The organism is Dietzia sp. PP-33 (assembly GCF_033790845.1).
GTDB lineage: Bacteria > Actinomycetota > Actinomycetes > Mycobacteriales > Mycobacteriaceae > Dietzia.
This window is the reverse complement of record NZ_JAMYEI010000007.1, coordinates 137763-152128: the sequence shown is the minus strand read 5'-3', so window position 1 is coordinate 152128 and position 14366 is coordinate 137763. Positions and strand designations below refer to the sequence as shown.

Below are 14366 nucleotides of genomic sequence, written 5' to 3'. Positions count from 1 at the left end.
ACCTGTTCCTTTGCTTAGAGTCGGGGATAGGGTGGGGTGAACGGATCCCACGTTCACGCCGCTACCCACGCGTCGGTCCCGGATCCCGTGAGCCCAACCCCACGGGCGTCCCGACGCGAACCCCACGCCGGATGCCGCGCCACACGAGGAGACGAACCCATGACGTTGACAACCCGTAAGGCCGCCGCGATCGCAGCCGCCACCGCCCTCGCCATCTCCGGAGCCTCCGGAGTCGCCACCGCCCAGGACACCGGAAGCCTGTCCGCCGACAGCCTGGGTGCGGACAGCCTGGGCACTCTGAGCAGCGGCAGCGAGGGCAGCGGAGACTCCGCAGGCGACGGCTCGGTCCCGCAGGACCTGGGCTCACTCATCCTGGACGCGAACGCGACCGGGGAGGGCTCCCTCGACACCTCCGGCTCCGCCGTTTTCGGTGAGCCGTCCACGGGTTCCCTCGCGCCCGTCGCGGGTTCGGTCCTCGACGGCGCCGGTTCCATCACCTTGACCGACCCGGCACCCGGCACCGGCTCCGTCGACGCCAGCGGTTCCCTCCTGGACGAGAGCCTCGTGGGCTCGGTCGAGCCGGCGGCGGCGTCGGCCGCCGGTTCGCTCGGGGTCGGCGAGGGCGCCACCCTGGTCCTCGGCTCCGACGCCGGGTCCCTGCCGGCCGCTGGCTCGCTCGGTCCCCTGGTGCTGGTCGGTGGTTCGGCCGCCGCGGTCGGTGCCGGCATCTACTTCTGGCCGCAGATCCAGCAGGGTCTCATGGACGCCGGCATCCAGCTGCCGCCGCTCCCGGGCATGCCGGCTCCGCAGCCCGCTCCGGCCCCGGCTCCCGCCCCGGCCCCCGGCCCGGACACCCCGAACGGCCGCGGCTGAGCGACTGCCGCTGAGCGATCGCGGTTTCGCGTCTGCGGTTGACGCGGCCGTCACGCAACTCCGAAGGCCCGCTCCCGGAAGGGGGCGGGCCTTTGTCAGTGGTGCCTCACAAGCGCCCCGCAATGCACTGCCCCCTCAGGTCCCGCGCCCCGAGCGATCTCGAGCGGACTGCCGATGATTCAGCACTCTGTCGCCGGTGGTCAGATCGCTCTTCGGCTGGTCCACCCCGACCGACCACACCCGGTCACGACCGAGGCCCGTCTCCCACGAGGGGGACGGGCCTCGGTCGCGTCCGGAGGTGGTGCGAGATCTAGCGCGGGGCCATGCGCAGGGCGCCGTCCATGCGGAAGCTCTCGCCGTTGAGGTAGTCCTGCTCGACGATCGCGTTTGCCAGCTGGGCGTAGTCCGACGGGCGGCCGAGGCGGGACGGGAACGGGATCGAGGCCTCGAGGGTCTTCTGGAACTCCTCGGTGAGGCCGCGGAGCATCGGGGTCTCGATGGTCCCCGGGGCGATGGTGTTGACACGGATGCCGAACTGCGCGAGGTCGCGCGCGGCACAGATGCCCATCGAGTACACGCCGCCCTTGGACGCGGCGTAGGCGATCTGGCCGACCTGACCCTCGTAGGCCGCCACGGAGGCGGTGTTGATGATGACACCACGCTGGCCGTCCTCGTCGACCGTGTCCTGGGTGGACATGGCCTCGGCGGCCAGACGCAGCACGTTGAACGTCCCGACCAGGTTGACCGAGATGCAGGTCTGGAACAGGTCGAGGGCGTGCACGCCCTTCTTGGAGACGATGCGGGCTGCCGGGGCGATGCCCGCGCAGTTGACCACGACGCGCAACGGCGCGGCCTCGGTGGCCCTGGCGATCGCGGCCTTGACGTCGTCCTCGTTGGTGACGTCGGCGGCGAGGAGGGTGATGCCCTCATCGATGCCCTGTTCGACGGCCTTGTCGATGGACTGTTGGAGGTCGAGGCCGAATACGGTCGCGCCCTTCTCGGCGAAGGAACGCGCGGTGGCGTTGCCCAGACCGGAGGCGGCGCCGGTGACGATGACGGAAGCACCCTTGATGTCCACGGGGATGTCCTTTCTCTTCAGGAGGCGAGCACTAGGAGGTGCAAGCAATTACCCACCCAGTGTCCCAGAACCGTCTTCAGCGCACGTCGAAGGCCTGGCTCTCCCCCCGCACCGGGAACAACCGGCCGTCGATCCCCCGGCCGGAGGCGGTGTAGACCACTCGGTACCGCCCGGCGCGGGTCCCCTCGGGGATGTCCCACGTGATGAGGGCGTTGGTGACGGTGAGCAGGCCCTCGAACACGATCATGGTGGACCAGTCGCCGTCGTCGTGGACGCGGACCCACCGGCTCCCCTCCTGCCTCTCGACCGAAAGGTAGGTGTCCCCCCGTCGTAGGTCGGAGTTCGGGTTGGTGCCGCAGAACCGGACGAGGACCCGTTGTCCCACCCGGTATTCACCCAGGGGTGGATCGAGGACGTCTCCGAAGTCCCGGAGCGGCGCCGGCGTGTCCACGAGCGGGTTACCCAGTGGCGAGACGGGGATCTGCCCGGTGAGGTCCCGCTCGGGACTGCCGGGATCCAGCGGGGTGCCCGACCTCATCGAGCGCGCGAGGTCGGCGGCGACCTGCTGGATGGCGGGTAGGGTCCACGGCCCGAACGCGGTGGCCCCGCCCTCATAGTTCTGGGCCGTGTACTCCTCCGGCGTGGTGACGTAGTGCCCGTACGCGTTGGAGTACCCCTGGACGGTGACGTGATCCTCGGGGACACCCAGTTCGGCCGCCAGAGTGCGCCGGATGCGCAGTCCCGCCACGACGGTCGGTTCGAAGCCCAGGCTGAACAAGTGGTGGTTGCCCAGACGGACGAGGTGGAAGGGGAAGACACGCTGGATGGCGTGCGGGACCAGGCCCACGGGCAGCAGGACGTCCTTGGCCCCGTGTGCCTCCCGCAGCCAGGCGGGGATCACGACGTCGGCGATCGACCCGACCACCGGGTTCCCGCCGCGGTCGCCCTCCGTGAAGGGCAGTTCCTCGGCGCCTCCGCCGTCCTCCTGGCTCCCGGCGGCGAATGCGGCGCCGAGGGCGGCGACCGCGGTCCGGTGCGTGCGGCCGTCCCCGGTGAACTCGGGGCGCACGTCGACGGCTGACATGTCTACCCAGCGGTGGCGGACGTCGATCCCGCTGCCGAGTGGTCGGACCCCGCGCCTCACCTGGTCGCGGGCGGCGGCGAACTGCCGTTCGCCGGTGATACGGGTGTTGAGCCACTCGTCGGATGTCGGGCCCTGCCCGGGCTCGAGGTCGAGGTTGGGGCTGACGTCCCCGGGGTTGGTCTGGGCGAACGCGGTGACCAGGGCCGGGGTTCCGCCGTCCAGATAGTCCTGCCCGGCGACCTCGCGCTCCCAGTGCCAGGCCGCGAACCCCTTGTTGTCCGAGGAGGCGAGCCGGTTGGCGGCGGTCATCGAGGTGGCGTGGGATGCGAACCAGTTGAGCACCCCGACGAGCCGCCCGTCCCGCGTGATCTGCAGGGACTGCGACCGGGGGTCGATACCGGCCGGGAAGTGCGCGCGTTCATCGGGGGTGTCCCGATCGAAGGAGCCGCGGGAACGGTTGACGCCGGCGTCGTGCAGCGCGCCCGTGGTGACCCCGACGGCGGACGGTGCCAGATCCTGGTGTGCCATGCGCACGGCGTCGACGATGCCCGCGCAGTTGGCGTCGAAGGTGACGGGGCGGAAGCCCAGCATCGACAGGTCGACCATCGGGTGACCGGACGTCCCGCCCGGCGCGGCGTGGGTGTGCGTGGCCGTGATGACGACGTTGCCCTCGTGGTAGGTGCCGCCGAACTCGGCGGCCAGGCGGCGGAGGACCTCCTGTTGGATTGACTGGAAGATCAGCCCTATCTCGGCGGTCACGTGGACGAACCGGGGCGACGACGGCGAGTCGGCGAAGACGAACGCCCGGGCCCGTTGCCGCAGGTGCAGTCCGACCGAGCCCTGCTCGGGGTCCGCGTACCCGTTCATCCCCGCACCGAGCGATTCCCCGGTCATGTCGCCGATGCCCCGGCCCACGTGCATCCGGGTGGCCTGCGCGGACGAGACCGCGGGCAGGAGTGAGTGCAGGACCGCCACCCCGCCGAGAGCGGCGGCCCCGCCGAGGACGGAACGACGCCCGACTCCGGGATGACCGGAGGGTGCGGTGAGGTCTGTGGAGATATCAGACGACGACATGGTGCTCCCAGGGTGCGGACGGCAGGTGACCTCGGTCACCTCATGGGGGTGAGGTTACCAACTGGACGCTTGACCTGGGGGGTGCAGCGGCATAGACGACGGCGGGCCCCCGCGCGTGCTGCGCGGGGGCCCGGTCGTCAGCCTGTGGGCGGGGCGGTCAGCCCTTGGCCGCGGCGTAGCGCTCGGCGACGTCCGCCCAGTTCACGACGTTCCACCAGGCCTTGACGTAGTCCGGCTTCACGTTCTTGTACTGGAGGTAGAAGGCGTGCTCCCACATGTCCAGCATGAGCAGCGGGGTGATGTTGATCGAGATGTTGCCCTGCTGGTCGGTCAGCTGCTGGATGATCAGGCGCTGTCCGATGTGATCCCAGCCCAGGACGGCCCAACCCGAACCCTGCAGCGTGGTGGCGGCGGCGTTGAAGTGGGCCTGGAACTTGTCGAACGAGCCGAACTCGGCGTCGATGGCCGAGGCCAACTCGCCCTCGGGCTTGTCGCCACCGTTGGGCGACATGTTCTTCCAGAACACCGAGTGGTTGGTGTGCCCACCGAGGTGGAAGGCCAGGTTCTTGCTCAGCAGCGGCGCCTTGGTGGAGATGCTGCCGTCCTCGCGGGCGGCGGCGAGCTGCTCGATCGCGTCGTTGGCGCCCTTGACGTAGGTGGCGTGGTGCTTGGAGTGGTGGAGCTCCATGATCTCGGCGGAGATATGCGGCTCCAGAGCGCCGTAGTCGTAGTCGAGGTCGGGAAGAACGTACTCGGCCATAGTGGAGAGTCCTCTCAGTTGGGTGACGGGCAGCACGCGGGACTTGCCCGTGGCGCCCGTCACGACGTCCGGTTCCCACCATAGTGATCGCACACCGACGGTGTCGGCCACCGCGGCAGTCCTGCTGGGACGATGCGCACTACCTGCCATGATCGGGGACGTGGATAATTCTGATCGGGGTCATGGGCGCGTCATCTCCGTCTCGGCGGTGGTGCTGACCCGCGCGGACGGGGCGGTCGTGACCGTGCGAAAGGCCGGAACGGATCGCTTCATGCTGCCCGGTGGGAAGTGGGAGGCGGGGGAGACGCCTCTGCAGTGCGCGGTCCGGGAGATCGGGGAGGAACTGGGGGTGACGATCGCCCCTGAGGGGCTGACCCCGGTCGGTCGGTTCACCACCGCGACCGCGAACGAGCCCGGCTTCCGGCTGGTCTCGGAGGTGTTCGCCGCCCAGACGGGCGGGCGGGTGGAGGCGCTGGCGGAGATCGCCGAGACGCGCTGGGTGTCGGCGGCGGAATGGAGGGCCGTCGCCGCGCTCCCGGAGGACGATTGTGCTCCGTGGGCTCCGCTACTGGTCCGGGTGGCCCGGGAGGGGCTGCCGAGACACCGTGCCGGGCGGGGTGGCGGCGGTGAGCCGCCGGACGGGCAGGTCAGACCACGAGGATCGCGATGAGCGTGATCAGCAACAGGGCGACGATCGCGACGCTGACCACGAGGTTGCGATGACTGACGTGGTCACTGCACCCCGACCCCTCGAAGGGCTGGGATGAACCGCGGTCGAGGACATCGCGCAATTGTTGCGCGGCGGGCTTAGAAGTGGTCACGTCCGGCTTCCCCTCGGTCGATCTGTCGGCCAGCCTAGCGCGAACTATGGTGTTCGTCACATCACGGCCGGATCACGGTCCCGCGGCAGGGTTACTCTGGCGACATGGGCTGGCTACAGGATGCGATCAGACAATCCACGATGCGTACCGCGACCGAGGTGATCGATGCGGACTCGGCGCTGCCGGGTCGGTCGGAACCCGTTGCGGTGGCGCCGACCAACATCGTCACCGGCAACCCGATGACGCCACCGTTCCCCGACGGCTTTCAGTCGATCGTCCTGGGGATGGGGTGCTTCTGGGGCGCGGAGAAGATCCTGTGGCAGCTGGAGGGCGTGTGGACCACGGCCGCCGGGTACGCGGGCGGATGGACACCGAACCCCACCTACGAGGAGACGTGCACGGGCGCGACCGGGCACACCGAGGCGGTCCTGGTGGTGTTCGATCCCGCGGTGCTTCCCGTCGAGCGGTTGCTCGCCACGTTCTTCGAGTGGCACGACCCCACGCAGGGCATGCGGCAGGGCAACGACAGGGGGACGCAGTACAGGTCGGTGGTGTTCGCCACCACGCAGGAGCAGTTGGAGACGGCCCGCCGGCTCGGGGCCGCGTACCAGAAGGAACTTGACGCGGCCGGTTACGGTCCTCTGACCACGGAGTTCGGGATGTTGGACGAGGTCCGGTCCGGGGAGTTCGCCTACGCCGAGGACTACCACCAGCAGTATCTGGTCAAGAACCCCGGCGGGTACGACTGTCACGTGCGAAGCGGAGTGGCCTGCCCGATCTGAGGCTCCGCCCCGCCCCGCCCCGCCACGCCCCGCCGGGGCCTGGGCTCAAGCCCGGGCCCCGGACCTCAGGATCTCCGCCCATCTGACGCGCCATTCGCGCGAGCGGATGGCACCGCGCCCGGCAGGCGCTACCGCGGATGCTCGACCCACCAGGATCCGCTCCCGGGGATGAACTCTCGCGTGCGCCGCGGGGCGGGCGGCTGTTCATGGCCGGGAGCGGATGTCACGTGCGCGCGCAGATGCCCGGATGTCCGGGCACGCGAAAGGGCCCGGCCGGGGATTGCTCCCGGGCCGGGCCCTGTCGTCAGTGCGGCGTCAGATTGCTCTGACGTCGGATCACATCGGGGTGATGTTCTCCGCCTGCAGGCCCTTGGCGCCCTGCGCGACGTCGAAGGAGACCTGCTGGTTCTCCTCGAGCGAGCGGTAGCCCGAGCCCTGGATGGCGGAGAAGTGGGCGAAGACGTCGGCCGAGCCGTCGTCGGGGGCGATGAAGCCGAAGCCCTTGTCAGCGTTGAACCACTTAACGGTGCCGGTAGCCATATTGGCGTCCTTTCGAGAGGCGGCACTCCGCTTGTCGGAGTACCAGATGATGCAGCAGAGAGCGTGCTGTGTGTTTCCCTGCGGTGCCGCATCGTTCTCTCGCAAGAACGGTGGATCTACAGAAATACAACGTACGTTTTCAACTACTGAGAAGAACCCTACAGGCTCAGAGCCGGTCCGTCACCCCCACGGGGTGTCCGGCAGGTGAATTCGCTGTTCCGCCTCGGTGCAGGGGATGCTCGCGGAGCCCGGCAGCGACCAGACTGGGCAGGTGTACTCCGACCTCGCGCGTGAACTCGACTCCATCCTCGACGACCTCGCCCCCGGCCGCGCCGAGCGGGCCTCGGATGTGGACGCGGTGGCCCCGACGCACCGTGGCGGGGCTCTGAACCTCGTCGACTACGCCACGCTGCGCCGCCGGGACCTGCAGGACCTGCAGGACCGATTGCTCGACGCCGGCGTCTCCCCGCTGGTCGGCTGTGAGGACGACGTGACAGCGGCGCTCGGCGCCACCCGGGCCGCGGTGGCCGCGCTCCAGGGGCAGGACCCGACGCACTTCGCGGACCGGGAGGCCACGGCCCGGGCACGCGAAGCCGGGGACGCCGCCCTGGCGGCCCACGCGGACGAACTGCTCGGAACGCCCCGTCCCGGCAGGTCCGGACGTGTGATGGTGACGTTGCCGTCGTCGGCCGCCGACGATCCCCGGTCGATCCTCGACCTGGCCGAGCGCGGCATGGGGCTGGCCCGCATCAACTGCGCCCACGACGACCCGGCGCGGTGGGAGGCCATGGTCGCCGGGGTGCGCGCGGCGGAGCGGTCGGTCGGCCGGCGTATCCCGGTCTCCATGGACCTGGCCGGGCCGAAGCTGCGGACCGGGCCGATCGCACTCGGCGCGCCGGTGGGCAGGGCCCGGGTGACCCGCGAGCCGGGGGGCGACGTGGTCGACCCGGCGCGGATGTGGTTCACCAGATCCGACCTCGACCAGGCCGCGGTGCCGGCTCCGCCCGCGACCCGCGGCCGCCCTCCCCTGTGCGTCCGGGTGGACCCGGGGTGGCTCGGGGGGCGGTCCCCCGGGGACGTCATCGAGGTGCCCGACGCGCGGCGGCTCAGACGGCGCTTCACCGTGGTTTCGGCCGGAGACGACGGTGTCCTGGCGGAGGGGGACCGCAACGCGTGGGTCCGGGACGGCACGCTGATCGACTGCGACTTCGAGCGCACCAGGGTCCGTGGCATCCCCGCCGTCCCGCAGCGGATCCGGGTCTGCGCCGGAGACCGGATCCTCCTCACCACGGACATGGACCCGGTGGAGCCGCCGCGCCCCGGCGAGGAGATCCGACTGGGATGCGCCCTGCCCGCGGTCGTGGAGGCGCTGTCGGCGGGGGACCGTGTCCTCTTCGACGACGGGGTGATCTCGGCGGTCGTGACCTCGACCTCGATGCCGGGTCAGGTCGACGGCCCGTGGGCCCGGCTGGAGGTCGTGCGCTGTCGCGAGGGAGGGCGATGGCTCGGCTCGGAGAAGGGAATCAACGTGCCGGGACTCGAGGTGGACACGCCCGCCCTCACCGACGAGGACCGGCAGAACCTGCGATTCGCGGCCCGGCACGCCGACATCGTGGCGCTGTCCTTCGTCCGGACCAGGGCGGATGTGGCCGCCGCTGTCGGGGCGCTGGGTGCGGCGACCGCCGGAACGGGGCGGGATCTGGGACTGTTGCTCAAGATCGAGACCAGGCAGGGCTACCGCGAGCTGCCGGACCTGTTGTTGGAGGCGATGCGCCACGACCGCGTCGGGGTGATGATCGCGCGCGGTGACCTCGCCGTCGAGATGGGTTTCGAGTCGCTCTCGGAGATCCCGCGAAACATCACGCTGATGTGCCAGGCCGCCCGCGTCCCGGTGGTGTTGGCGACCCAGGTACTGGAATCGCTCGCGAAGACCGGGATGCCGTCACGGGCGGAGATCTCCGACGCCGGCTCGGCGCAGCGGTCCGAGTGCGTGATGCTCAACAAGGGGCCGTACGTGGCGGAGGCGATCGAGACGCTCGACGCTATCCACTCACGCATGGGTCGGATCCAACGCAAGGCGCTGCCCCTGATGCGCCACGTCAACAGCTGGGACTGACGGGCACCACCGCCGCCGCACCCCGCGCCCGCTGTGCCAGCATGGTCGCCATGACCTCACCGCGGCGGCCCGGCCAGTGGCGCTGGGTCGCGCACCCGCCGTGGCGTCCGCCCGTGCAGGGGACCAGACCTCCACCGCCCAGACACCGCACGGGGCCGGCCTGGGCGGACCGCACCCCGGCCTACCCGGCCACCCCGAGGTGGGGTCTGCCGCTGGTCGCGATCCCCCACAGGGTGGAACAGTCCGGTTCGCCGCGGCGGGCCCGTGTGGCCGGGGCGGCACCCGGGATCGTCGGCGCGGCCGCCACGTGGTTCGCGGCGGCCGCCGTCGCCCACGGGCTGCGCTACGCGGTGCTCGTCTGGTACGCCGACCGCCTCGCCCCGTGGTGGGTCGAGGCCGTCACCGCGGCGATCGTGTGGGTGGCGGGAGTGGTCGCGATCGCGGTGGGAATCGCGGCGGCCGTCGCGGCGACCGCATGGCTCGTCGAGGCCCGGCGTCGCGTGTACTCGCCCGCTCCGGACCCGCGGAGACGGGCGGGCCTGTGGATCGGTTGTCTCCTCCCCGTCGTCAACTGGTTCCGGATCCCGGTCTACCTCGAGGAACTCCGCCAGGCCTCGCCGCGCTCGCCGGACAGGTCCGAACTCCGCCGGTGGTGGCTGGCCGTGGCCGTGAACGGCGCCGCGGTGGCGCTCGCGTTGTGGCGGGGCACGGGGGAGGGGCCGCAGGCGGCGGCAGACACGGTGCTGCTCACGGCGCTGGCGGCGCTGGCTGCGGTGTGGGCGGCCCGGGAGACCCGGACCGTCATGCGGTGTTTCGACGAGCCTTCCCCGCGGTTCACCCACAGGCTTCTCCCGCGGGGGATCGTGAACACGTCCCCAGCTCGGAAGGAGTGAGACGTGACGGTCCCCGCGACCACACATCTGCAGTCTCCGGTGTCCACCAGGAGCGGGGTCGTCGCCCACCGAGGGGCCTCGGCCGAGTTCCCCGAACTCACGCTCGTCGCCTACGAGCAGGCGCTGGAACAGGGCGCGGAGGCCCTCGAGGTGGACATACGTCTCACCTCCGACGGTGTCCCCGTGCTGCTCCACGATCCCCGGACCTCCCGGGTCGCGAACCGCGACGTGTGGGTCCACTCGACCACTCTGGACGAACTCTCGACCCTCGACCTGGGCACCTGGCACCCGGTGCACCGCACGCCCGAGCCGCTGCTCACGCTGCGTAGCTTCCTCGTGATGGCCGAGGCGTACCCGGACGTGAAGTTGTTCCTGGAGACCAAGCACCCGGTGCCCTCCGGTGGTCGGGTCGAGATGGCACTGCGGGACGAGCTGAGGTACTTCGGACTGGACCGTCCCGCCTCACACGCCGAGTCCCGCGCGGCCATGATGAGCTTCTCCGTCATGGCGGTGCGTCGGTTCGGGCAGCTGGCCCCACAGGTGCCGGCGGTGCAGCTGCGCGAGCGCGGCAACGTCCTGAAGTCGTGGCCGGCGGAGGGGTTCGGGGCCCAGTTGATGGGGCCGAGCATCGGTGCGCTCCGGGCGCGGCCGTGGCTGGTCGAGTATTGGCGGTCACGGGGGATGGGCACCTACTGCTGGACCGTCGACGACCCGGCCGATCTGCTCCTCTGCCGCGACCTCGGCGTGGACTGGGTGGCCACTAACGTCCCGTCGCGGGCCCTGACCGTCCTGGACGGGTCCGCGCGCCGCGCCTGAGCCGACCGCGCCTGAGCCGCCCGGGCCCGCGCCTTAGCCGACCGAACTGGACCAGATCCGACGGCGTCGTGGCATGACAGGGCCCGAGTCGGATGTCCGGCGGACGGGCCGCGCGGGCGCACCGTATCGTGGTGCCCGTGGGTAGACGTCAGCGCCATAATGAGCCCAAGTCCGGCGGCAACCGCCAGGCCAAGATCGCCGCGCGTGCGGCCGAGCGTGAGGAACTGAGCACCGAGTCCCGGCCTTTCGCCGGTTTCGCCGGGGAGTGCGACATGGTCGCGATGCGCGAGTTCGTGCCGTCGGCCACCGCGCGACTGACCACGACCGCAGACGGCCGTGAGATCACCCTCGCGACCGTCCTCCCCGGGGCCATCGCCGGCCTGGTGCGAGACGACGAGCTGGGCGGTGAGGCCATGGTCGGCCTCCAGGTGCAGGTCCACGGGCCCGACCCGGCGGCCGATCTGGCGTACGCGGTCGACTGGGCCTCGCGCGCCGGTGGCGGAGAGACCCTGAACGCCTCGCACCCGGACGACTCCACGCCGGCGCTGGAGGACGTCGTGGTCGCCGGCGCCCCGATGGAGATCGAGGTTCACTCCGACTTCTCGTGGTGGCTTGCCGAGGGTGCGCAGGTCAGTCCCGAGATCGCCCAGGCCATCAAGAACGCGAACGAGGTCATGATGCCGTCCGCCCGTGTGACGGCCGACGGCATCGAGGCCGCCTGGTGGGTCGATGCGGGGGAGAAGGCACACGTCCGGTGGGTGCGCCCGGAGGAGGAGGACGCGCTGTTCGAGGCACTCGCACGCGTCCACGCCGCCGGTGGTCTGCACCTGGGCGAGGGGTCCCGGTTCGCCGGGTCGTTCCGCACCCACGGTCTGCTCGTGCCGGTGTTCGATCTGGACCCGGAGATGCACCACCAGGAGTGGGCGCCGGGCCTGCGGGAACTCGATGCCCGCCTGGGCGAGGCGTTGGCCCAGGATGATCCGCTCAGCTCCGAGGAGCGGGCGTCGCGCGACGGCCTCCGGGCACGCCAGGTCACCCTGCGCTGAGGCGGCACGAGCCCCCGACCAGCCCCGGGAGCCTCTAGTATCCCCTCGGGTGACCACCGGGTCGCCGAGTCGGGGAGTGTGGCGGAGGGGGTGTGGCCTGCGTGGCCGACCAGCCTGGAAGGGGCGACGACGACGAGGCGGCACCACCTGAGGTGACCGTCCCACCGTGGTTGCGTACCGGGCCCACCCCGGGGCAGTCCGTTCCCGCCCGGTCCGCGGCCGATGAGTCCGCCCACGGGCAGGGTGGCGTGGACCGGGAGCGGCCCGGGGCCGGGGTCCAGGGGCCATCGACGGAGGCCGGTCCCCACCTCCCCGGCGCGCCCAACCGCATCAGGCTGGAAACGACAGGGCGGGACGAGAAACGGGCCGAGCAGCCGCGAGCACCCCGTGGATCAGGCCGACACGGTGGATCCGGGGCACCCGTGGCACCCGCCCCGGGCGGGAGCGGGCGACAGACGGGGGATCTGTCCACGCTGACCCTCGGCTCCGGGTCGCCGGGTCCCGCACGGTCCGCGATCACGGACCGCGGTTCCGACGAACCCGCGACCGGCGACGGTCGGGTCCGTGCGGTGGCACTGATGGCCGGGGCCGGGGTCGCGGTGGTGGTGGGGTCCGCGGTGCTCGGGTTCGCGATCACCAGGGGAGCCCTCACCCCGTCGGACGAGCAGGCTGCGGACTGCGCGGCGGTCTCCGAACCCGGCCACGTGGTGGGTGACGGGCCCGGTTCACTGGAGACCCCGTTGGAGACGGTGTTGGCCTTCGACCACGCCTACTACGTCGAGAGGTCCGCGGCGAGGGCGTTCCGGGCGGTCTCGCCCTCCAGCCGGATGACGGAGGAGCGGCTGCGGACCGACGGCGTGGACCTGGTGCCCGAGGGGACCGCCCACTGCGTGGACGCGCGGGAGCTGTCGCCCACGCTGCTCGAGGTGAGCCTCACCGAGTTGCCACCGGACGCCGAGCCGGTCGTGATGCGTCAGCGCGTCCGGGTCGCGGAGAACCCCGACGGCACCTGGGGCATCGTCTCGATCACGCCCGCGGGATGATCCCGCCGGCTCAGGGGCCGGGGTCGAGGTAGTCCTGCGGCGGGGTGCGGCCGGAGGCGACCGCGTCGAAGAACTCGGTGGTGCTCGGGCCCCACACGAGGTAGGAGCCGACGGTGCCGGAGGCCATGCCGTCGTAGGGGGCGGTCACGGTGAGCGGGTCTCCCCGGAGCTTCCACATCACCGAGGCGAGGTTCCAGATGTGGTCGCCGGTGTCCACCGTGACGGCCTCGGAGGCGGCGTCGACCAGTGACACCGCGGTGAACGGGTTGAGAAGGTTCCCCGGGGACATGGTCTCGCGCATGAGCGAGCCGAGGAACTGCCGTTGGTTGCGGACCCGCTGGAGGTCCTGTTCGGCGAAGCCGTAGCGGGTGCGGACGAACCCCAGCGCCTGTGGCCCCGCGAGGGTCTGACACCCGGCGGCCAGGTCGAGTCCGGCCAGCGGGTCGTTGATCGGTTCCTCGACGCAGATGTCCACACCACCGACGGCGTCGACGATCCCGGCGAAGCCACCGAAGCCGATCTCCGCGTAGTGGTCGATCCGCACCCCGGTCTGCTCCTCGAGCGTGCGGGTCAACAGCGCCGGGCCACCGAAGGTGTAGGCGGCGTTGAGCTTGTTCTGCCCGTAGTCGGGGATGTCGACCAACAGGTCGCGCGGCAGCGAGATGAGCATGGTGCGGCCACCGCCCCGTGGCGTGTAGACCAGCATCATGGTGTCCGTGCGCCTGCCGCCGGCATCGGATTCCGACCCGGTGGACAGCTGGGCCTGCTGCTCCGGGGTGAGCCCCTCGCGGGAGTCCGTCCCCACCAGCAGTGTGACGGTGCCAGGGGTGTTGCCGCCCCGTCCGGGGTAGTCGGTGAGTGCGTCGATGCGCTGCAACTTGGAGTCCGCCCACAGCAGGCTCACCACTCCCAGCGTGAGGATCGCGACCAGCACCAGGCCGAGGATCTTCGCGGGGCCGATCCGGCGGCTGCCGGGTGCCCTGCGGGGGCGTCGACCCCGTGGTGGCGCGGTGTACCCGCCTCGCGGCGACCGCCGGGCCGCCCGTGGGTCACGCGGGTCGACGGGCTGGCGGTAGGGATCGCGTGCGCCCGTCCGTTGCCGGGACGCCCGGGCGGGGTCACGGTTCGGGTCACGACGGGGGTCGCGGGGGAGCGGCTCGGGCTCCTGTCGGGGTTGGTAGCCGCCGTGAGCCGCGGTTCTCCCGCGCCCGGGCTCGGTCGGCCGGCGCGGCTCGCGACCGGCCGCACGACGCGGGTCCGCCGCGCCACGGGGGTCACGGCGGGGGTCACGGCCCGGCTCCCGGCGCGGCGCCGCGCCACGTGATGCACCCGGGTCGGCGTAGCCGCGACGCTCACGCGCGCGGCGCCGGAGCTCGGCGGACTCCTCGGGGGTGAGGTGCCGGCGCCTGGGGTCGTCGGTCATGGGATCGGACTCTACTT

General features: G+C 71.5%; 14 protein-coding genes. 8 read left to right on the top strand and 6 right to left on the bottom strand.

The window, feature by feature from the left end; all coding sequences use genetic code 11:
- Positions 1-159: 159 nt before the first annotated feature.
- Positions 160-873, top strand: coding sequence for a hypothetical protein (locus NJE57_RS13355; protein ID WP_319028941.1), 714 nt, complete (start codon positions 160-162; stop codon positions 871-873).
- A 310-nt stretch (positions 874-1183) separates the two neighbouring features.
- Here NJE57_RS13355 and NJE57_RS13350 read toward each other — a convergent pair whose 3' ends face one another.
- The 3 genes from NJE57_RS13350 to NJE57_RS13340 all read right to left on the bottom strand — a co-directional run bounded on the left by NJE57_RS13350 (position 1184) and on the right by NJE57_RS13340 (position 4869).
- Positions 1184-1951, bottom strand: a complete 768-nt coding sequence (locus tag NJE57_RS13350; RefSeq protein WP_319028940.1) for an SDR family NAD(P)-dependent oxidoreductase — start codon at positions 1949-1951, stop codon at positions 1184-1186.
- A gap of 76 nt (positions 1952-2027) precedes the next feature.
- Complete coding sequence (locus tag NJE57_RS13345; protein WP_319028939.1) at positions 2028-4109, bottom strand: neutral/alkaline non-lysosomal ceramidase N-terminal domain-containing protein; 2082 nt, start codon at positions 4107-4109, stop codon at positions 2028-2030.
- Between the two features lie 157 nt (positions 4110-4266).
- Positions 4267-4869, bottom strand: coding sequence for a superoxide dismutase (locus NJE57_RS13340; RefSeq protein ID WP_319029063.1), 603 nt, complete (start codon positions 4867-4869; stop codon positions 4267-4269).
- Between the two features lie 160 nt (positions 4870-5029).
- Here NJE57_RS13340 and NJE57_RS13335 point away from each other — a divergent pair, with 160 nt between their 5' ends.
- Positions 5030-5539 carry an NUDIX domain-containing protein gene (locus tag NJE57_RS13335; RefSeq protein WP_319028938.1) on the top strand — a complete coding sequence of 170 codons (510 nt, stop codon included), beginning with the start codon at positions 5030-5032 and terminating at the stop codon, positions 5537-5539.
- Here the strand turns inward: NJE57_RS13335 and NJE57_RS13330 are convergent.
- Positions 5517-5690: a hypothetical protein gene (locus tag NJE57_RS13330; RefSeq protein ID WP_319028937.1), complete on the bottom strand. Its 174-nt coding sequence runs from the start codon at positions 5688-5690 to the stop codon at positions 5517-5519. The two genes, NJE57_RS13335 and NJE57_RS13330, sit on opposite strands and share 23 nt — an antisense overlap.
- 104 nt (positions 5691-5794) lie before the next feature.
- Between NJE57_RS13330 and msrA the strand changes: the two genes are divergently transcribed.
- The gene (gene msrA / locus NJE57_RS13325) at positions 5795-6472 is read left to right on the top strand and encodes a peptide-methionine (S)-S-oxide reductase MsrA (RefSeq protein ID WP_319028936.1); all 678 of its coding nucleotides are present in this window, start codon (positions 5795-5797) and stop codon (positions 6470-6472) included.
- A 336-nt stretch (positions 6473-6808) separates the two neighbouring features.
- On the opposite strand, the gene NJE57_RS13320 is transcribed toward msrA, so the two are convergent.
- Positions 6809-7012, bottom strand: coding sequence for a cold-shock protein (locus tag NJE57_RS13320; protein ID WP_007629661.1), 204 nt, complete (start codon positions 7010-7012; stop codon positions 6809-6811).
- Between the two features lie 271 nt (positions 7013-7283).
- Between NJE57_RS13320 and NJE57_RS13315 the strand changes: the two genes are divergently transcribed.
- The 5 genes from NJE57_RS13315 (at position 7284) to NJE57_RS13295 (ending at position 12926) form a co-directional block, all read left to right on the top strand.
- The gene (locus tag NJE57_RS13315; RefSeq protein ID WP_319028935.1) at positions 7284-9128 is read left to right on the top strand and encodes a pyruvate kinase; all 1845 of its coding nucleotides are present in this window, start codon (positions 7284-7286) and stop codon (positions 9126-9128) included.
- A 50-nt stretch (positions 9129-9178) separates the two neighbouring features.
- On the top strand, positions 9179-10021 hold the full coding sequence (locus NJE57_RS13310; protein ID WP_319028934.1) for a DUF4328 domain-containing protein: 843 nt from the start codon (positions 9179-9181) through the stop codon (positions 10019-10021).
- Positions 10022-10024: 3 nt separating this feature from the next.
- Positions 10025-10837, top strand: coding sequence for a glycerophosphodiester phosphodiesterase (locus tag NJE57_RS13305; RefSeq protein ID WP_319028933.1), 813 nt, complete (start codon positions 10025-10027; stop codon positions 10835-10837).
- Positions 10838-10929: 92 nt separating this feature from the next.
- Positions 10930-11883, top strand: coding sequence for a DUF5926 family protein (locus tag NJE57_RS13300; protein ID WP_319028932.1), 954 nt, complete (start codon positions 10930-10932; stop codon positions 11881-11883).
- Positions 11884-11984: 101 nt separating this feature from the next.
- Complete coding sequence (locus tag NJE57_RS13295) at positions 11985-12926, top strand: hypothetical protein (RefSeq protein WP_319028931.1); 942 nt, start codon at positions 11985-11987, stop codon at positions 12924-12926.
- A gap of 10 nt (positions 12927-12936) precedes the next feature.
- Here the strand turns inward: NJE57_RS13295 and NJE57_RS13290 are convergent, their stop codons facing one another.
- The gene (locus NJE57_RS13290; protein WP_319028930.1) at positions 12937-14349 is read right to left on the bottom strand and encodes an LCP family protein; all 1413 of its coding nucleotides are present in this window, start codon (positions 14347-14349) and stop codon (positions 12937-12939) included.
- Between the last annotated feature and the right edge of the window lie 17 nt (positions 14350-14366).